The sequence below is a fragment of the Nonomuraea jiangxiensis genome (assembly GCF_900099965.1).
Taxonomy (GTDB): domain Bacteria; phylum Actinomycetota; class Actinomycetes; order Streptosporangiales; family Streptosporangiaceae; genus Nonomuraea; species Nonomuraea jiangxiensis.
The window spans coordinates 300,199-317,763 of the sequence record NZ_FNDJ01000013.1 but is presented as its reverse complement, the minus strand read 5'-3'; the positions used below and the strand labels follow the sequence as shown (position 1 = coordinate 317,763).

At 66.8% G+C, this 17,565-nt stretch carries 17 protein-coding genes and 1 tRNA gene; 9 read left to right on the top strand and 9 right to left on the bottom strand.

The features are described 5' to 3' along the window. Positions 1 to 393: 393 nt before the first annotated feature. Positions 394 to 828, bottom strand: coding sequence for an NUDIX hydrolase (locus BLS95_RS28735; protein WP_090937890.1), 435 nt, complete (start codon positions 826 to 828; stop codon positions 394 to 396). A gap of 73 nt (positions 829 to 901) precedes the next feature. Between BLS95_RS28735 and BLS95_RS28730 the strand changes: the two genes are divergently transcribed. The 9 genes from BLS95_RS28730 (at position 902) to BLS95_RS28690 (ending at position 7,430) form a co-directional block, all read left to right on the top strand. After that, complete coding sequence (locus tag BLS95_RS28730; RefSeq protein ID WP_218136019.1) at positions 902 to 1,690, top strand: GntR family transcriptional regulator; 789 nt, start codon at positions 902 to 904, stop codon at positions 1,688 to 1,690. Positions 1,691 to 1,781: 91 nt separating this feature from the next. After that, a complete protein-coding gene (locus BLS95_RS28725; RefSeq protein WP_090937884.1) occupies positions 1,782 to 2,198 on the top strand; it encodes a transcriptional regulator in 417 nt (138 codons plus the stop codon). Beyond that, positions 2,198 to 2,473: a hypothetical protein gene (locus BLS95_RS28720; RefSeq protein ID WP_143043905.1), complete on the top strand. Its 276-nt coding sequence runs from the start codon at positions 2,198 to 2,200 to the stop codon at positions 2,471 to 2,473. Before BLS95_RS28725 ends, BLS95_RS28720 begins: the two co-directional genes overlap by 1 nt. After that, positions 2,470 to 2,733: a hypothetical protein gene (locus BLS95_RS28715; RefSeq protein ID WP_090937878.1), complete on the top strand. Its 264-nt coding sequence runs from the start codon at positions 2,470 to 2,472 to the stop codon at positions 2,731 to 2,733. Before BLS95_RS28720 ends, BLS95_RS28715 begins: the two co-directional genes overlap by 4 nt. A 129-nt stretch (positions 2,734 to 2,862) precedes the next feature. Next, positions 2,863 to 4,293 (top strand): FtsK/SpoIIIE domain-containing protein, encoded by a 1,431-nt coding sequence (locus BLS95_RS28710; protein WP_245765334.1) that lies wholly within the window; start codon positions 2,863 to 2,865, stop codon positions 4,291 to 4,293. After that, positions 4,290 to 4,499 (top strand): hypothetical protein, encoded by a 210-nt coding sequence (locus BLS95_RS28705; protein ID WP_176993419.1) that lies wholly within the window; start codon positions 4,290 to 4,292, stop codon positions 4,497 to 4,499. The genes BLS95_RS28710 and BLS95_RS28705 overlap by 4 nt, the downstream gene beginning before the upstream one ends. Continuing rightward, positions 4,496 to 6,097, top strand: a complete 1,602-nt coding sequence (locus BLS95_RS28700) for a replication initiator (protein WP_090937867.1) — start codon at positions 4,496 to 4,498, stop codon at positions 6,095 to 6,097. Before BLS95_RS28705 ends, BLS95_RS28700 begins: the two co-directional genes overlap by 4 nt. After that, positions 6,094 to 6,288 (top strand): helix-turn-helix transcriptional regulator, encoded by a 195-nt coding sequence (locus BLS95_RS28695; protein WP_245765333.1) that lies wholly within the window; start codon positions 6,094 to 6,096, stop codon positions 6,286 to 6,288. The genes BLS95_RS28700 and BLS95_RS28695 overlap by 4 nt, the downstream gene beginning before the upstream one ends. Beyond that, entirely contained in the window at positions 6,288 to 7,430 is a 1,143-nt protein-coding gene (locus BLS95_RS28690; RefSeq protein WP_245765345.1) for a tyrosine-type recombinase/integrase, read from the top strand. The genes BLS95_RS28695 and BLS95_RS28690 overlap by 1 nt, the downstream gene beginning before the upstream one ends. Positions 7,431 to 7,503: 73 nt before the next feature. Here the strand turns inward: BLS95_RS28690 and BLS95_RS28685 are convergent. The 8 genes from BLS95_RS28685 to dnaN all read right to left on the bottom strand — a co-directional run bounded on the left by BLS95_RS28685 (position 7,504) and on the right by dnaN (position 17,137). After that, positions 7,504 to 7,577 (bottom strand) — tRNA-Ile (locus tag BLS95_RS28685). A 128-nt stretch (positions 7,578 to 7,705) separates the two neighbouring features. Beyond that, complete coding sequence (locus BLS95_RS28680; RefSeq protein ID WP_090937859.1) at positions 7,706 to 8,395, bottom strand: DUF3566 domain-containing protein; 690 nt, start codon at positions 8,393 to 8,395, stop codon at positions 7,706 to 7,708. Then, on the bottom strand, positions 8,392 to 10,896 hold the full coding sequence (gene gyrA / locus BLS95_RS28675; RefSeq protein WP_090937856.1) for a DNA gyrase subunit A: 2,505 nt from the start codon (positions 10,894 to 10,896) through the stop codon (positions 8,392 to 8,394). The genes BLS95_RS28680 and gyrA overlap by 4 nt, the downstream gene beginning before the upstream one ends. A gap of 21 nt (positions 10,897 to 10,917) precedes the next feature. Further along, on the bottom strand, positions 10,918 to 12,861 hold the full coding sequence (gene gyrB, locus BLS95_RS28670) for a DNA topoisomerase (ATP-hydrolyzing) subunit B (protein WP_090937853.1): 1,944 nt from the start codon (positions 12,859 to 12,861) through the stop codon (positions 10,918 to 10,920). Between the two features lie 303 nt (positions 12,862 to 13,164). Next, positions 13,165 to 13,665, bottom strand: a complete 501-nt coding sequence (locus tag BLS95_RS28665; RefSeq protein ID WP_245765332.1) for a DciA family protein — start codon at positions 13,663 to 13,665, stop codon at positions 13,165 to 13,167. Next, positions 13,655 to 14,899 (bottom strand): DNA replication/repair protein RecF, encoded by a 1,245-nt coding sequence (gene recF / locus BLS95_RS28660; RefSeq protein WP_090937850.1) that lies wholly within the window; start codon positions 14,897 to 14,899, stop codon positions 13,655 to 13,657. The genes BLS95_RS28665 and recF overlap by 11 nt, the downstream gene beginning before the upstream one ends. A 103-nt stretch (positions 14,900 to 15,002) precedes the next feature. After that, the gene (gene gnd, locus BLS95_RS28655) at positions 15,003 to 15,947 is read right to left on the bottom strand and encodes a phosphogluconate dehydrogenase (NAD(+)-dependent, decarboxylating) (protein WP_090937847.1); all 945 of its coding nucleotides are present in this window, start codon (positions 15,945 to 15,947) and stop codon (positions 15,003 to 15,005) included. Positions 15,948 to 15,997: 50 nt separating this feature from the next. Next, on the bottom strand, positions 15,998 to 17,137 hold the full coding sequence (gene dnaN, locus BLS95_RS28650; RefSeq protein ID WP_090937844.1) for a DNA polymerase III subunit beta: 1,140 nt from the start codon (positions 17,135 to 17,137) through the stop codon (positions 15,998 to 16,000). Between the last annotated feature and the right edge of the window lie 428 nt (positions 17,138 to 17,565).

Sequence of the window (17,565 nt, the reverse complement as noted above, 5' to 3'; positions counted from 1 at the left end):
GCAAGGCAGCGGGTTCAAGGCTTGGGGTCAAGGTGGAGCTCCCAACTGGAAGAACGACCTTGGCCCCAAGCCTTGAACCTGCTGGGTTTCACCTGGGACGTGGCAGACGGGACATCGGCCCACCTCAACCACTGACTACCCGACAGGTCCAGCTCTCTCGATCATCCCGGAGTCGTGGCCCCCGCCGGAGGCAATAAAGACCGCGTACCTGCCCACGGGGAACCGTCTCCCTCGGGGAACTGCCACTATCCATGAGGGTCTGTAGCTCGCTCACCGACCGCGCGCGGCTCCCGCGCGAGACCGGCCCCCAGGCCGCATGCTCGCGCGGGGAGGGCCGCGCGAGCGGCGGCGCTTGCGCCGCCGCCTTGATACTCACAATGGCAATTCGGCAAGCTAACCCCTGATCAGATGAACTCCGTCATGCTGGCGTACGGCTGGCGTGGAGTTGCTTCCCATGGCATCCAGCACCCGAATCGCGAATGCCTCGTCAGCAAGCGACGCTACCTCTTCGCCCGTAACCCATCGGAGATCACGAGTCTCATCACTGGTGGTGGGCTCACCCCCCACAACCTTGCACCTGAAGACGAGCGCGACGATTCCGCGCGCCATGTTCTTGTAGACGCCGGTCAAGGTCACCGGCTCGACCTGGAGCCCGGTCTCTTCTCTGACTTCCCGAAGGAGTCCGGCGGTGATGTCCTCGTCCAGCTCCAGCACGCCCCCGGGCGCTTCCCAATGCCCGTTGTCCCGCCGCTGGATTAGCAGCGCGCGGCCCTGATCATCGATGATTACGCCGGCCACACTCACTGAGTGGGCGTTCTGGCGGTTCATCTTCTACCTCCGCGCTGGATGTCTCATTACCATGGACAGTAGTACACGTATGTACGAGTTGAGGAGTTGCCCGGTGGCCGAATCGCTACCTTTGCCGGACCTGGACCCGATCAGCGATCGGGCCGTCTTCCGTCAGATCGCTGATCACATTCGCGAGGCGATCGAGCGAGGCCAACTCACCGAAGGTGACAGGGTGCCCTCAGAAGCTCGGCTCATGCAACATTACGGTGTCGCGCGGATGACGATCAGGAACGCGCTCCAGGTCCTCCAGAGCGAGGGTCTGACGGTGGCTGAGCACGGGCGAGGCGTCTTCGTTCGGTCGCATCCTCCGGTACGTCGACTCGCTTCCGACCGGTTCGCCCGGCGTCATCGCGAGCAGGGCAAGGCAGCGTTCATCGCCGAGACGGAGGGAGCCGGCGGCAAACCGTCGGTGGACTCGATCGAAATTACAGAGACGATGCCCCCGGCAGACATAGCGACCCGCCTCCAGCTCGGAGCCAAAGATCGGGTCGCCTCAAGATCCCGCCGCTATCTGATCAATGGGCAACCGGTCGAGACGGCGGTCTCGTACGTACCTCTGGAGATCGCCAAGGGCACACAGATCATGGAGCCCGATAGCGGACCAGGCGGTATCTACGCACGCATTGAGGAGAAGGGCTATCGCCTTGATCGTTTCGTGGAGGAGATCAAGTCTCGAATGCCGCTGCGCCATGAGATCCGAGCGCTCAAGCTTGCGCCCGGCGTTCCCGTGTTTCACCTGGTCCGCACGGCCTACGCGGCGGACGGCACACCAGTAGAGGTATGTGACACGGTGATGTCCAGCGACGCGTACGTCCTGTCCTACGAACTGCCTGCGCGATAAGGGTTTACAAATCTTTTTAGAGGAGTACAAAAGAAGTAGCACAACTCCTCTAGACGAGTAGTCGCCTAGTCAGCAAGGAGAAAGGAAGGCAATGGCTCTCACGAATGGCATGAGGTTCTCGGTGAGGTTCGAGGACGTGTTCCCGGCCGGCTGCGTGCTGGTGCCGGGCTCGATCGCTCAGGCGGAGGACTACGACGAGAAGTCGGGCAAGCGCTCGCCCGCGAAGGACAAGGTCACGGGCGGTCGGGTCTGGCAGTGCCGGGTCATGGACATGGACCCGGAGTTGGGCGCGAAGTCGCGCGAGGTGTCGGTGAAGATCCTGGCTGACGTGCAGCCGGTTCCGCCCACGGGCCAGATGTTCGAGCCGGTGGAGTTCACGAACATGACGGTCACCCCGTACCTGAACGAGAAGACGAGGCGGCTCGCCTACTCGCTGCGGGCGTCCGGCATGGTCAAGCCGAACAACGTCAGGTCCGCGCCGGCTCCGGCCAAGGACGGCGGTGCGTGATGGCGACTCGTAGGGGCGGCTCGTGGCAGCGAACCGCGCTGCACGTGGACGGCAAGGGGCAGGCCACCTGCACCACCTACCCGGACCGCACTCCCGTCCTGGCCCTGGGTGCCGGCAACTCGATCGTCAGCGTGTGCCTGCACGCCGACAAGGTCACCGCTGAGTCGGTCGATTTCGCCCGTGAGCTGGCCAAGGCGGCTCAGGTCTTCGCGGTCGAGATCGAGCGGCGATGGCGGGGCCTGTCGCCGGTCAACAACCAGGAGGCTCAGGCATGAGCAGGTCGATCGCGTCCGTCAGCTTCCACCTGGGCTCCGACGTGCGCATGAGGTGCCTGGCCTATCCGCAGGACGGGCCGATCTTGAGCCTGAGCATCTGCGGCGCGGACGTGAACATCAGTCCGGCCGGCCGCGACCAGATCACGCAGGAGGTGTTGACCACGGTGCGGGAGTTCGCGGCGGAGGTTCAGCGCTTCCTCGCCGAGTGCGAGCGCATCCACGCTCTCCAGCTCGACCAGGCCGGCAGGACGGCGGCCTGACATGTAGGCGGGGCCACCATGAAGCGGCAACTTCCGGTGGCCCCTTGATCTCCCACTCATCCCGCTCAAAGGAATCAAGGAGGTGTCCATCCTATGCTTCGCCGTAGTCATGGTGAGGTAGCGGGGGACTTGGTCACGACCTCTCCGGGCGCACCGCTGATGTTCCGCCCGACCGTCGTTCAGACTCCCGTCTTCATCACGATCATCATCCTGGCATGGCGTGTCCTTCGGGGCCTGGCTCGTGCCATCTACCGGCACCCGATCGTCGTCCTGGTCTCTCTATCCGTGCTCACGGTCGTCGCGCGGTACGGCTGGGAGTGGGTGGCCGGATCGCTCGGCACGATCGCCGTGGCTCTCACCGGGTGGGCGCTGATCGATCGCGCGTCCTTCGCCCGCTGGGTCGGCTGGCGGCTGCTGGCCTACTGGCGACTCGTCAGGATCTACCGTCCGCACTGGCAGTTCGCCATGTCGGGGGCCGGCCTGTCCCGGATGGCAAGGGGCCTGGAGTACCGTCCCGGTCTGGTCCGCGTGGTCTGTACTCCCGTCGCCGACCAGGTGACGGTCAAGATGCTCAAGGGTCAGTCGGTGGCCGACTGGAGCGGGCGGACCGATCACCTGGCTCATGCCTTCGGCTCGCGTCACTGCCGCGTCTCCGTCACGCGGGCCGGCGTGCTGCGACTGACGTTCTCCCGTCGTGATCCTCTGGCCAAGCCGATTGCCGCGCTTCCCATTCCGGAGCGGGTGCTTCTGCACGCTGTTCCGGTCGGGCTGCGCGAGGACGGCAAGCCCTGGATGCTGAAGCTGCATGGGACACACGTCCTGGTCGCCGGTGCTACCGGTGCCGGCAAGGGCTCGATCCTGTGGTCTGCCGTTCGGGGGCTGCTGCCGGCGATCCGTGCCGGGCTGGTCGAAGTCGTCGCCCTGGACCCCAAGCTCATGGAGCTGTCCTACGGTCGCAGGATCTTCCGTCGGTATGCCTCGACTCCGGAGGACTGCGCCAAGGCACTCGAAGAGGTCGTCACGCTCATGCAGGACCGTGCCGGGCTCTACGCCGGTCATCACCGCTCGCACACGCCCACGATCGAGTATCCGTTCGTGCTGGTGCTGGTGGATGAGGTCGCATTCCTGACCGCGTACCAGAACGACAAGGGCCTGAAGGAGCGCGTCAAGGCGGCGCTCGCCACGCTCACGACTCAGGGGCGCTCGGTCGGCGTGGGCGTCCTGGCCGCGCTGCAAGACCCTCGTAAAGAGGTCATGAACATCCGCAACCTGTTCCCGGACCGGATCGCGATGCGACTGGATGAATCGGAGCAAGTGGACATGGTCCTCGGGGAGGGTGCCCGCCAGCGCGGGGCCGTGGCCGACCTCATCCCGCGTGACCCTGCGAACCCTTCAGTCGGCTCCGGGACGGCTTACGTGCGGCTGGGCACCTCGCCGCAACCGGTCAGAGTCCGCGCCGCGTACGTGGCCGACTCCGACATCCGCGACATGGTCGCCTGGCTGACCAACGAGGACGAACAGACCCCGGCCGATCACGAGGCGAGCGGAGAGGCGGCGTGACCATGACCGGACTCGAACTCATGCCCGATCACCGCTGCCCGACCTGCCGGACCAAGGGCACGTGCACCCTCGACCAGGCCACGCAACAGGTCACCTGCGGCGAGTGCGGACAGTCCTCCCTCGTCCTGGTCGTCGCTGAGCCTGAGCCGGTCAAGCCTGCTCGCCGTACCCGCACGGCGCGGACCTCCCGGAGCAAGACCAAGTGAACAGCAACGATCGCTCGACTCCCCGCGCGGTGCGACTGGCTCAGCCGCTCGCGCGGGAGGTCGTTGACCAACTCGCGATCAGCTACGGCGTGTGCGTCCGGCCGGTGCCGATGTACCGGCTCGACACGCTCACCGGGCAGGCTCAACGCTTCGACATCCCGTGCGGGGCCACCCTGGAAAGCAAGTGCCCGCCGTGCGCCAAGCGCAACCTCCAGCTCCGCAAGGCACAGTGCCGGGAGGGCTGGCACGCCGAGACGGAACCGGACATCACGCCAAACGAGCCGACCGACGAACAGCGCTACCTGATCGAACTGCGCGCCCAACTCCAGACGCACCGCGACCAGGCCGAGCAAGACGGGGAAGACCTCGCCCCCTGGGATGACGCCATCCGAGAGGTAGAAACCGACATGCGCGCCTCTGGGCTGCGTGGCAGCGTGCTCGGACGCTCCTCCACGGGCCGTAATCGCTCGACCAGGCGACGCCAGGACGCTCCCGATCTCCCCAAGCGTAAGAAGGTCGCCGGCACGCTCGGGCGCTGCTACGAAGCTCCGGACGGCAAGCGCTTCCGGCCCTCGATGTTCCTCACGCTCACCCTGCCGTCCTATGGCCGCATCCTCGACGGCGCACCGGTCGATCCCTCCTCCTACGACTATCCGCGGGCTGCTCGCGATGCGATCCACTTCGCCAAGCTCGTTGACCGGTTCGTGCAGAACCTTCGCCGCGTGGCCGGCTGGGACGTGCAGTACTTCGCCACTGTCGAACCGCAGAAGAGGTTGGCCCCCCACCTGCATCTCGCCATGCGGGGCACGCTCTCCCGCGCCGAGATCAAGCAGATAGCTGCTGCCACCTACCATCAGGTCTGGTGGCCTTCCACTGATCGCGTGGTCTTCGACGGCGACGAGACGCCGGTCTGGGATGACGCATGCGGCTACCTCGACCCTCGTACCGGAGAGGTCCTGCCCACCTGGGACGAAGCTCTCGATGCCATTGGACCTGATGACGAGCCGATGCACGTGCTGTCCTTCGGTGACCAGGTAGACGCCAAGGGCGTACTCGGCGGCACCGACCGCGCCGATCACCTGATCCGGCACTATCTGACCAAGTACCTGACGAAGTCGATCGCCGAGACCTGCGAGCCGGACAACCAGCGTCAGAAGGATCACGCGGACCGGATGCTCGAAGCGCTGCGCTACGAGCCGTGCTCGCCCACCTGCCCGAACTGGCTGCGCTACGGCGTCCAACCGAAGAACGCCCGACCGGGCCAAGCTCCGGGCCGGTGCCGGGGCAAGGCGCACAAGGCCGAACACCTCGGCTACCCCGGCCGGCGCGTCCTGGTCTCCCGCAAGTGGTCGAACAAGACCCTGACCGATCACCGCGCCGACCGCCGCGCCTGGGTTCTGGAAGCGCTTGGGCTTTCGGCAACTGAGGATCAAGACCCGAACCGCTACACCTGGAAGCCCGTCCCGGCCGGTGATCCCAACCTGCCGCCGCTCGGGCAACGGCTCCTCGTGGAGATCGCCAATCGTCAGCGATGGCGCACGCTCCTGCACCAGAGACAGCTCGATCTTTCGGCAACCGGGGAGGAGGTGGCGGCGTGAACGTGGCTCCTCTCGAACAACGGCTGTTAAGAGTGCCTGAGGTGATGGCGGTCCTGGGGTTGAGTCGGTGGCAGATCTACAACCTGATCAGATCGGGCGAACTGGAGTCGGTCAAGGTCGGTCGCAGCCGGCGGGTGCCGGTGGCGGCTGTGGACAACTTCGTGACTCGGCTCAGAGAGGAGGCGGCGTGATGGCGAAGAAGGGCAAGCGGGCCAACGGAGAAGGCACCATTTACCAGCGGAAAGACGGGCGTTGGGAGGGCGCTGCCTTCGTTCTGGCGTCGGACGGCTCGTACAAGAGGGTTCGGAAGTACGGCAAGACCAGGGAGGAGGTGCACGGCAAGCTCGTGGAAGTGCTCGACCGGTCTCGTCGTGGCCAACCGGTCTCGGATCGACCCTGGAAGCTGGGGGAGTACCTGGACTATTGGCTCGAACACGTAGCGCCTCTTCGGCTGCGGGCAACGACCTACGCCAAGTACGAGACGATGGTCCGGCTCTACCTCAAGCCGGCTCTCGGCAAACAGCGCCTCGACCGGTTGCGCGTGGCCACGATCCAGACGTTCCTTAATCGGCAGATCAGCGCCGGTCACTCGGTCGGTACGGTCTACGCGATGAAGGTCACGCTCAGTGCTGCGCTCACTCGGGCGATGCGAGAGGAACTGATCCCTAGCAATCCGGCTCGCCTGACCACGCTGCCGTCGCCTGCTCCCTCCACAGTTCGGCCCTGGTCTGTGGACGAAGCTCGGCAATTCCTCAAGGCGGCCAAGCCACTGCCGTACTATCTGCCGCTGGCCATGCTCCTGGTTTACGGGCTCCGGCGTGGTGAGGTGCTCGGCATCGGGTGGGAAGACGTGGATCTCGACGACAACACGCTTCGCATCGCATGGCAGATTCAGCGAATCAAGGGCAAGCTCGTCCGGGTGCCGGTGAAAACCGCTGCCGGCAAGAGGACGCTCCCGCTGATCCCGTTCGTCAGAGACGCGATCATCGAACATGCGGGCTTGCAGGCGAACGCCAAGCGCAAGGCCGGCGAGGAATGGCGGGACTCCGGGCTGGTCTTCGCGTCGCGCACGGGCGGTCCCATCGAACCGACGAACCTTGGTCGCGCCTTCGAGCGGGTGATAAAGGACAACGGGCTACGCCGGATCAGGCTGCACGATCTCCGGCACACCACCGGCACGATGCTGAAGGACCTGAAGGTCTCTCCCCGAGACGCCAAGGAGATCTTGGGGCACGCACGCATTGCCGTCACCATGGAGATCTACACGCACGGCGACCAGGACGCCCACAGGGAAGCGCTCGAAAAGATCTCGGGGAAGCTCTTCGGGGACTGAGTGCGAGTGACGTTGCCGTCCCCGTTGCCGTCAAAGGCCCGTCCGGATCATCCCGACGGGCCTTCTAGCTGGGTGGGGCTACCAGGACTTGAACCTGGGACCTCTTCCTTATCAGGGAAGCGCTCTAACCGTCTGAGCTATAGCCCCGCGCACCAAGAACCGTATCGCATCCCTAGGGCGGAGGCGAACCGGTTCGTTCGGATGGAGTAAAGCTTACCGCCTCCGGGGCGCTGCTCGCGCCGTGCCGATCGTGGCGGCACGGCGCGAGGGGCGGTCTATTCGGCCTCGCTGAAGGTCACCTCCACGCCTCCGACCAGGTCAGAGGCGATGTTGTAGATGACGGCCCCCAGCGTGGCCAGAGCCGTGATCAGGACGACGTTGACGGCCCCGATCAGCGCTGTGTAGCCCAGGATGCGCACCGGCTCGAACCAGGAGGCGATGTCGATCGGGATCGAGCTCTGTCCCTGCTCGCCCTGGCCGAGCTGGTTGACCAGGTCGACGATCGAGTCGAAGACCCCGAGGGCGGAGAGCACGCCGTACAGGACGGCCACCGCGACGAAGAGCACCACGAAGCAGACCAGCGAGACCACGAAGCTGAACTTCATGGCCGACCACGGCTCCACGCGGCGCAGGACCAGGTGGGCCTTGCGGGGCAGCCGGCTCCCCGAGGCGGCGTTGGACTTCTTCCTGGGCAGCTCCACCGCCGGCGGCGGAGCTTCCGAGGTCAGTGACGACGGACGGACGTGGATGGAGGTCTCGTTGTTGCCGTCGGGAGACGCCGGGCCCGGCGCAGGCGATGCGCCGCGGGCCGGCTCGTCCTGCGGCATCATGGGCCTGCTCTGCGCGGGCGAGGTTTCCTGACCGTCGTCCACGGCATTGAAGATCTCGGGCTCAGTAGGCTTCTTGGCTTGCTGTCCGTTCCCGGAAGCCGCTTTCGTCCTGGCGGTGCCACCTTGGGAGCTCATGAGTTACTCTCCTCCCCCGTCTCCTCAGTCTCCACTGAAGTCTCCATCGACTCCGCATTTCGGGCGAGGGCCACCACGCTGTCGCCTTCAGCGAGATTCATCAATCGCACTCCCATGGTCTGGCGGCCGGACTGCTTGATCTCCCCGGCACTCGTCCGGATCACCCCACCGGCGGACGTGATCGCGAAGACCTCATCCTCGGGGTTGACCATGACGGCTCCGACCAGCTTCCCACGAGAACTTACGATTTTCGCGGTCAGCACCCCTCTACCGCCACGTCCTTGAACTGGATACTGCTCCACTGGCGTCCGTTTTGCGTACCCAGCCTTAGTGGCGATAAGCACGTCTTGACCGTCCGCGATGCGATTCATGGCAAGAAGTTCGTCACCTTCGAGGAACCTCATGCCGATAACACCGCTAGTCGCCCGGCCCATGGGCCGGAGCGCGTCGTCCGAAGCGGTGAACCGGATCGACTGCGCCCCCTTGGAGACGAGCAACAGATCGTCATCCTCGGAGACGAGCCGGGCACCGATGACCTCGTCGTCCTCCCGCAGGTTGATCGCGATCAGACCGCCGGATCTGGGGGAGTCGTACTCGGACAGGCGCGTCTTCTTGACCAGCCCGCTGCGGGTGGCCAGTACGAGATAGGGCGCGACGTTGTAATCGCGCAGATCGAGGACTTCCATGACTGTTTCGTCGGGCTGCATGGCGAGAAGGTTCGCGAGATGCATGCCCCGGGCGTCACGACCGGCGTCCGGCAACTCGTAAGCCTTCACCCGGTAGACCCGGCCCTTGTTCGTGAAGAACAGCAGCCAGTGATGTGTCGTCGTGACGAAGAAGTGGTCGACGATGTCGTCCTGGCGCAACTGCGCACCGCGTACGCCCTTGCCACCGCGCTTCTGCGCCCGGTAGAGGTCGGTCCTGGTGCGCTTGGCGTAGCCGCCCCGGGTGATCGTGACCACGATCTCGTCCTCGGCGATCAGGTCCTCGATCGACATGTCGCCGTCGTAGGCGATGATCTCGGTCTTGCGCTCGTCGCCGTAGCGGCCGACGATCTCGGCCAGCTCGTCGTTGATGATCTCCCGCTGCCGGGTCTCGCTGGCCAGGATCGAGTTGTACTCGGCGATGTGCGTCATCAGCGTGTCGTACTCGTCCTGGATGGCCTGCCGCTCCAGGGCGGCCAGCTTGCGCAGCTGCATGTCGAGGATGGCCTGGGCCTGCACCTCGTCGATCTCCAGCAGCCCCATGAGGCCCTGCTGGGCGTGCGCCGCCGACTCCGAGGCCCGGATCAACGCGATGACGTCGTCGAGCCGTTCCAGGGCCTTCAGCAGGCCGCTCAGGATGTGCGCCCGCTCCTCGGCCTTGCGCAGCAGGTAGCGGGTCCTGCGGACGATGACCTCGATCTGGTGCGCCACGTAGTGCCGGATGAACTGGTCGAGCCGCAGCGTGCGCGGCACGCCGTCGACCAGCGCCAGCATGTTGGCGCCGAAGGTGTCCTGGAGCTGGGTGTGCTTGTACAGGTTGTTGAGCACGACCTTGGCGACCGCGTCCCGCTTGAGGACGATCACCAGGCGCTGCCCGACCCGCGAGGAGCTCTCGTCGCGTACGTCGGCGATGCCGGTGAGCTTGCCCTCCCGCACCAGCTCAGCGATCTTCAGCGCAAGGTTGTCGGGATTGACCTGGTACGGCAGCTCGGTGACGACCAGCGCCTGCCGCCCCTTGTCCTCCTCCACCTCGACCACGGCCCGCATGGTGATCGAGCCGCGACCGGTCCGGTAGGCGTCCTCGATGCCCCGGCGGCCCACGATCAGCGCACTGGTCGGGAAGTCCGGCCCCTTGACCAGCCTGATCGCCGCTTCGAGCAGCTCCTCGTCGCTGGCCTGCGGGTTTTCCAGAGCCCACTTGACCGCGGCGGCCACCTCGCGCAGGTTGTGCGGCGGGATGTTGGTGGCCATGCCGACCGCGATGCCGCCCGAGCCGTTGACCAGCAACTGCGGGAACCGCGCCGGCAGGACGTCCGGCTCCTGCGACTTGCCGTCGTAGTTGGGACGGAAGTCGACGGTCTCCTTGTCGATGTCCCGCAGCATCTCCATGGCGATGGGCGCGAGCTTGCACTCGGTGTAGCGCATCGCCGCCGCCGGGTCGTTACCGGGGGAGCCGAAGTTGCCCTGCCCGTCGACCAGCGGATATCGCAACGACCACGGCTGCGCCAGGCGCACCAGCGCGTCGTAGATCGAGGTGTCGCCGTGGGGATGGTAGGTGCCCATCACGTCGCCGACGACGCGGGCGCACTTGAAGTAGCCGCGGTCGGGGCGGTAGCCACCGTCGTACATCGCGTAGAGCACCCGCCGGTGCACCGGCTTGAGGCCGTCGCGCACGTCCGGCAGCGCCCTGGACACGATGACAGACATCGCGTAGTCCATGTAACTGCGCTGCATTTCGGACTGGATGTCCACCGGCTCGATGCGGTCAGCCGGGGGAGTGGTGTTCACGTCCGTCACAGGTGATGATCCTTCTTCTGGCTAAACGTCGAGGAAACGGACGTCGCGCGCGTTGCGGATGATGAAGTCTCGCCTGGCCTCCACGTCCTCGCCCATGAGCACGCTGAACAGGTCGTCGGCCTGTGCCGCGTCGTCGAGCGTGACCAGGCGCAGCAGCCGGGTCTCCGGGTTCATCGTGGTCTCCCAGAGCTGGCTCGCGTTCATCTCGCCCAGGCCCTTGAAGCGTTGTACGTTGTCACGCGGCCGCGGGTCGGGCTTGCCGTTGGCGATGCCCTCGGCGATGACCGCGTCCCGCTCGGAGTCGGAGTAGGCGTAGGAGGCGTCCTCGCCCTTGCGGTCCCACTTGATCTTGTAGAGGGGCGGGCACGACAGGTAGACGTGGCCGGCCTCGATCAGCGGCCTCATGAACCTGAACAGCAGCGTCAGCAGCAGCGTGTTGATGTGCTGGCCGTCGACGTCGGCGTCGGCCATCAGGATGACCTTGTGGTAGCGCAGCTTGGCGATGTCGAACTCGTCGTGCACCCCGGTGCCCAGAGCGGTGATCAGCGCCTGGACCTCGTTGTTCTTCAGGACCTTGTCGATCCGCGCCTTCTCCACGTTGAGGATCTTGCCGCGGATGGGCAGGATGGCCTGAAAACGCGAGTCGCGACCGCCCTTGGCCGAGCCGCCGGCCGAGTCACCCTCGACGATGAACAGCTCGCACTTCTCCGGGTCGTTCCACTGGCAGTCGGCCAGCTTGCCCGGCAGCCCGCTGCCCGACTCCAGCAGCGACTTGCGCCTGGTCAGGTCGCGGGCCTGGCGGGCCGCGATGCGGGCGCGGGAGGCCTGCAGGGACTTGTTGATGATGTCCTTGGCCTCGCCGGGGTTGCGCTCGAACCAGTCGCGCAGGTGGTCGTTGCAGGCCTTCTGGACGAACGACTTCGCCTCGGTGTTGCCGAGCTTGGTCTTGGTCTGGCCCTCGAACTGCGGGTCGGACAGCTTGACCGAGATGATCGCGGTCAGGCCCTCGCGGACGTCCTCACCGGAGAGGTTGTCGTCCTTGCCCTCCTTGAGGAACTTCTGCTCGCGCGCGTAGCGGTTGACGATCGTGGTCAGCGCCGCGCGGAAGCCCTCCTCGTGGGTGCCGCCCTCCGCCGTGTTGATCGTGTTGGCGAAGGTGTAGACGGACTCGGAGTAGGAGTTGTTCCACTGCATCGCGATCTCGACCGCGATGCCGTCGCCCTCCTCGTCGAAGGAGATGATCGACGCGTGCGCCGGCTCCTTCTTGGCGTTGAGGTGCTGGACGAAGTCGGCCAGGCCGCCCTCGTAGTAGTAGGTGACGGTGTGCGCCTCACCGTTGATGTGGTCGGGGCGCTCGTCGGTGAGGGTGATCGTCAGGCCCTTGTTGAGGAAGGCCATCTCCTGGAAGCGCCGGGAGAGCGTCTCATAGTTCCACGTCGTGGTCTCGAAGACGTCGGCGTCCGGCCAGAACGTGATCGTGGTGCCGGTCTCGTCGGTCGGCTCGCCCTTGGCCAGCGGCGCCGTCGGCTTGGACATCTCGTAACGCTGGCGCCAGTAGAAGCCGTTCTGCTTGACCTCGACGTCCATGGCGTGGGACAGCGCGTTGACGACGGCCGAGCCGACGCCGTGCAGGCCGCCGGAGACCGCGTAGGACTGGCTGTCGAACTTGCCGCCCGCGTGCAGCGTGGTCAGCACGACCTCGACGGCCGAGCGCTTTTCCACCGGGTGGATGCCGGTGGGGATGCCGCGGCCGTTGTCGATCACGCGCACGCCGTTGTCGGCCAGAAGCGTGATGTCGATCCTGTTGGCGAACCCGGCGAGAGCCTCGTCCACCGCGTTGTCCACGATCTCGTAGACCAGGTGGTGCAGGCCCCGCTCGCCGGTGGAGCCGATATACATACCCGGGCGCTTTCGAACCGCCTCAAGCCCCTCGAGTACGGTGATTGAGCTAGCGTCGTAGGACAACTGCGAAATCCTCCTGCCGCGGACACGCGGCGGGGGAGGCCATCAAACTGCATTGCTGCCCCTGCCGTGCCCGTCACCGTCGTGAGTGCCCCGATGCGCGGTCACCCAGGGGAGTCGGCTTGGTGCCGGGGTGACACGCAAGCGGACGTGTCCGGAATCCTTCTCCATCTTACCGGGTCTGGAGCCCGAAGGTGGCAATGAACGCGCCTGTGATGCCCGCTAGCTCGCTTTGCCCCCTGGCAAGCATCCCCCCTCCGGAAAGGGGGCTCCGCGCGTCTGCGGCAATCTGATCGCTCTCGGCGCCTAACCGTAGGTGTCGCCGGGACCCCGGCTTCCGGTCACCCGCAATCCACCTGTCGATCTTGGAGCGTTTTGTGGTCCTCTGACCTTTACCTTCGTCACGGTGCCGGTGCCGAGCTCCTCGTTGAGCCTGCGTACGAGGGTGCGCGCGAGCAGCCGGACCTGCGTCGCCCAGGCGGTCGAGTCGGCCGCGATCAGCACCTCGCCGTCCTCGAAGGACTCGGGCTTGGTGTGCGAGGCCAGGTCAGGGCCCACGATGTCGGCCCAGCGGCCGAACACCGCCCCCACGGCCGCCGAACGCTCCCAGCCCCGATCGGCCAGCAGATCGGCGATCGCCCGACCGAAAAGCTGGGGATCGCCGCTCTCCCTGCGCGCCCCGCCCGCCCTGCGCCTGGGCTCGCGCCGGGGGAGCTGGCCGCGTTTGGCCGCGTCGGCCTTGGCCTGGGCCAGCTTCTCCCTGGCCATGGCGGCGCCCCTGGCCGTGGGGTTGTCGTCAACGGACACGGGTCACGCTCCCCTCTGCGACGTCGAATCTGGCCCCCATCAGCTCACCCGGCACGTCGTCCGGCACGGCGGCGGTGATCAGCACCTGCTCGGCCGGGGCGACGATCTCGGCGAGCCGGCGCCTGCGCTGGCTGTCGAGCTCGGCGAACACGTCGTCCAGGATCAGCACGGGATCGCCGCCGTCGGCCCGCAGCAGGTCGTAGGCGGCCAGCCGGAGCGCCAGCGCGAACGACCACGACTCCCCGTGGCTCGCGTAGCCCCGGGCGGGCAGATCGCCGAGGCCGAGAATCAGGTCGTCACGGTGCGGGCCGACGAGCGTGACGCCGCGCTCCAGCTCCGCGGAACGGACCTCCAATAGCCGCTCCCGCAGCCGTTCCTCAAGGGTTTTCCCCAAGTCTGTGGATAACGTCTGTGTATCGAAAGATCCCCGCTCACCGGCGGCTTCGTGCTCCGGGACCCCCTCGTCCGCATCCCCACCTGTGGACAACGTGCTGCGGTAGGCCAGCGTCGCGGCGGCACTCGCCGGGGCCAGCGCGGCGTAGGAGCCGGCGACCAGCGGACGCAGCGCCTCGATCAGCTCCAGCCGGGCCGCCAGCAACTCGGCGCCGTGCCTGGCGAGGTGGGCGTCCCACACCTCCAGGGTGCTCAGCACGTCGCCCGCGCCCGCCGCGGCGAACCCGCTGTCGCGCTCCGCCCGCCTGGAGCTCCTGGCGCCCCTGCGGGCCTGGGCGGCCGTGCGCAGTAGGGCGCCGCGCTGCTTGAGCACCCGGTCGTAGTCGGCGCGCACGCCTGCGAACCTGGGCGCCCTGGCCACCAGCAGGTCGTCGAGGAACCGTCGGCGCTCCGACGGGTCGCCCTTGGCCAGTGACAGGTCCTCGGGGGCGAACAGCACCGTGCGCAGCAGGCCCACGACGTCGCGCGGCCTGGACACGGGGGAGCGGTTGAGCCGGGCGCGGTTGGCCCGGCCGGGGTTGATCTCCAGCTCGATCAGCGCCCGCCGGTCGTCCCGCTGAACGGCGCAGCGCACGATCGCCCGCGTGGCGCCCTGCCGCACGAGCGGCGCGTCGCTGGCCACCCGGTGGCTGGAGTGCGTCGCGACGTAGCCGAGGGCCTCGACCAGGTTGGTCTTGCCCTGGCCGTTGGGCCCCACGAACGCCGTGATGCCCGGCTCCAGACCGAGCTCCACGGACGCGTAGGACCTGAAGTCGGTCAGCGACAGGTGGGCGACATGCACCCCACGAGGTTAGTGGGCCACAGCGGTCACTGGGGTCACCGGCATGCGTTCCTGTGGAAAACCGGTATCAGCTCGTGGGGAAAGCCCTGGGACGCGGCGAGCGCTAGCGCTGGAGCCCCGGGGGCGGCGTCACGTCGGCGCCCGGGGCGTCGGCGCCCTTGCCGGTGCTGCCCTCCGTCGAGGAGATCGCGTGGCCGCCGAACTGGTTGCGCAGCGCCGCGACCACCTTCATCGCGGGGGAGTCGTCCTGGCGGGAGGCGAACCTGGCGTAGAGGGCGGCGGTGATCACCGGCAGGGGGACCCCGTGGTCCACGGCCGCCTGCACCGTCCACCGGCCCTCGCCGGAGTCCTGTGCGTAACCGCGCAGGCGCTCGAGGTGCTCGTCGTCGTCGAGCGCCCGGACCATCAGGTCGAGCAGCCACGAGCGGATCACGGTGCCGGTGCGCCAGCTGCTGAACGAGCCCTTGACGTCTTTGACGACGTCGGAGGCCTCCAGCAGCTCCCAGCCCTCGGCGAACGCCTGCATCATGCCGTATTCGATGCCGTTGTGGACCATCTTGGCGAAGTGCCCGGCGCCGACCTCGCCCGCGTGGACGAAGCCGTCCTCGCCCTCGGGCTTGAGCGCCTCGAAGATCGGCATCAGCCGATCGACGCTTGCCTGGTCGCCGCCGCACATGAGCGCGTAGCCGTACTGCAGGCCCCACACGCCGCCGCTCACGCCGCAGTCGACGAAGCCGATGCCCTTCTCCGCCAGCTCGGCGGCGTGCTTCTGGTCGTCCACATAGTGTGAATTACCGCCGTCGACGACGAGGTCACCCGCGTCGAGCAGCTCGCCGAGGTCGTCTATGGTCGACTGCGTGGCCTCGCCCGCGGGCACCATGACCCAGATCGCGCGCGGTTTCTCCAGGCGTTCGACCAGCTCTTTGAGCCCGCCCACATCGCTGACTGCCGGGTCGCGGTCGTAGCCGACGACGTCGTGGCCGGCGCGGCGGAGCCGCTCGGCCATGTTGCCGCCCATCTTGCCGAGTCCGATCATGCCGATCTGCATGGTTTCCCACTACCCCCTTGTCAGGCTTCCCATCATCTCTGATGACGGCGTCAGCCTGACAGTCGGATAGGCATGATCAGGTAGCGGTAGTCCGTCCCGGCCCCGTCATCCACAGGCTTGCCGCCAGTGAGGATAGCGGGCTTCGTGGACGTGGTCATCTGCAGGCGTGCCACGTCGCTGTCGATGGCACCCAGCCCTTCCAGCAGGAACTGGTGGTTGAAGGCGATGTTCATCTCCTCGCCCTCGTAGTCCACCGGCAGCGCCTCGACGGCCTGCGCCTCGTCGCCGCTGCCCGCCTCTAGCACGACCTCGCCGCTCTTGAACGCCAGCCGTACGGGCGTGTTGCGCTCGGCGACCAGGGCCACGCGCTTGACCGCCTCCACGAACGGGCCTGTGGACAGATCGGCGCGCGCGGAGAACTCCGTCGGCAGCAGCGAGCGGTATTTGGGGAACTCGGGGTCGAGCAGCCGCGTCGTGGTCCGCCGCCCCGCGCTGGAGAAGCCGATCATGCCCTCCCCGGTGCCGCCCGCGGAGCTGAGCGCGATCTCCACCTCGGCGCCGGTCGCGCCGAGCGCCTTGGCGGTGTCGGCGAGGGTCTTGCCGGGGATCATCGCGATGGCCGCGAAGTCGGGCTGCCCCGGCTGCCACTTCAGCTCCCGCACGGCCAGCCGGTAGCGGTCGGTCGCGGCGAGGGTGACGGTGTCGCCCTCGATCTCCATCCGTACGCCGGTCAGCATCGGCAGCGTGTCGTCCCGGCCCGCGGCGACGGCGACCTGGCCGACGGCGGCGGCGAACACGTCGCTGCCCACCCGGCCCGCGGCCGGCGGCATGGCGGGCAGGGACGGATAGTCCTCCACCGGCATGGTCAGCAGGGTGAACCGGGCGCTGCCGCACGTGACGACCGCCTTGGCGCCGTCCACGACTAGGTCCACAGGCTGTGCGGGAAGGGCGCGGGTGATCTCGGCGAGCAGCTTGCCCGATACCAGGACGACCCCCGGCTCGCCGGTGTGGACCTCAAGGGTCACCTCGGCGGAGACCTCGTAGTCGAATCCGGAGAGCTTGAGCTGCTGCTCTTCCGTGACCTCCAGGCGCATGCCGGCGAGAACGGGCACCGACGGGCGCGCGGGGAGGCTGCGTGCCGTCCATGCCACCGCCTCAGCGAGGACGTCTCGCTCGATTCGGAACATCACGGTGATCAGCCTCCTGGGTTCGTCGTTGATTCAAGTGTTCACTCTCCCGCACCTCGGTTCCGGGAGAACCCCTCTATGGGTCTTGTGTTTCTTTGTTAGAGAGATAAGAGGTCATCACACTAGGGGCTGTGGGTACTGTGGACAACCGGCGTTATGGCTGGTCAGTAGCCATGTTTTCATCCACCGAGGGTGTGGGCGAAGGCTGGGGAGAACTCGGCCGCCTGGGGATGGCGAAACTTCGTGCACAGCTCTTCCCCAGATCATGGGGTGTTCATCCACGGGTTATCCACGGGGTTTCCACAGGTTGTCCACGGGGTAAAGAGACCCCTTCTGGAGCTCCAGATCGACTGTTCACACGCCGTCCACACGTTATCCACGGCTCGTCCCCAGATCTGGGCTACCTGTCCCCAGTGTTGTCCCCAGCCCTT

Excerpts from the sequence above, each read along its gene's own strand:
- BLS95_RS28735 (WP_090937890.1), bottom strand. The coding sequence starts at position 828 with ATGAACCGCCAGAACGCCCACTCAGTGAGTGTGGCCGGCGTAATCATC.
- BLS95_RS28725 (WP_090937884.1), top strand. The coding sequence starts at position 1,782 with ATGGCTCTCACGAATGGCATGAGGTTCTCGGTGAGGTTCGAGGACGTG.
- BLS95_RS28720 (WP_143043905.1), top strand. The coding sequence starts at position 2,198 with ATGGCGACTCGTAGGGGCGGCTCGTGGCAGCGAACCGCGCTGCACGTG.
- BLS95_RS28715 (WP_090937878.1), top strand. The coding sequence starts at position 2,470 with ATGAGCAGGTCGATCGCGTCCGTCAGCTTCCACCTGGGCTCCGACGTG.
- BLS95_RS28690 (WP_245765345.1), top strand. The coding sequence starts at position 6,288 with ATGGCGAAGAAGGGCAAGCGGGCCAACGGAGAAGGCACCATTTACCAG.
- BLS95_RS28680 (WP_090937859.1), bottom strand. The coding sequence starts at position 8,395 with ATGAGCTCCCAAGGTGGCACCGCCAGGACGAAAGCGGCTTCCGGGAAC.
- gnd (WP_090937847.1), bottom strand. The coding sequence starts at position 15,947 with ATGCAGATCGGCATGATCGGACTCGGCAAGATGGGCGGCAACATGGCC.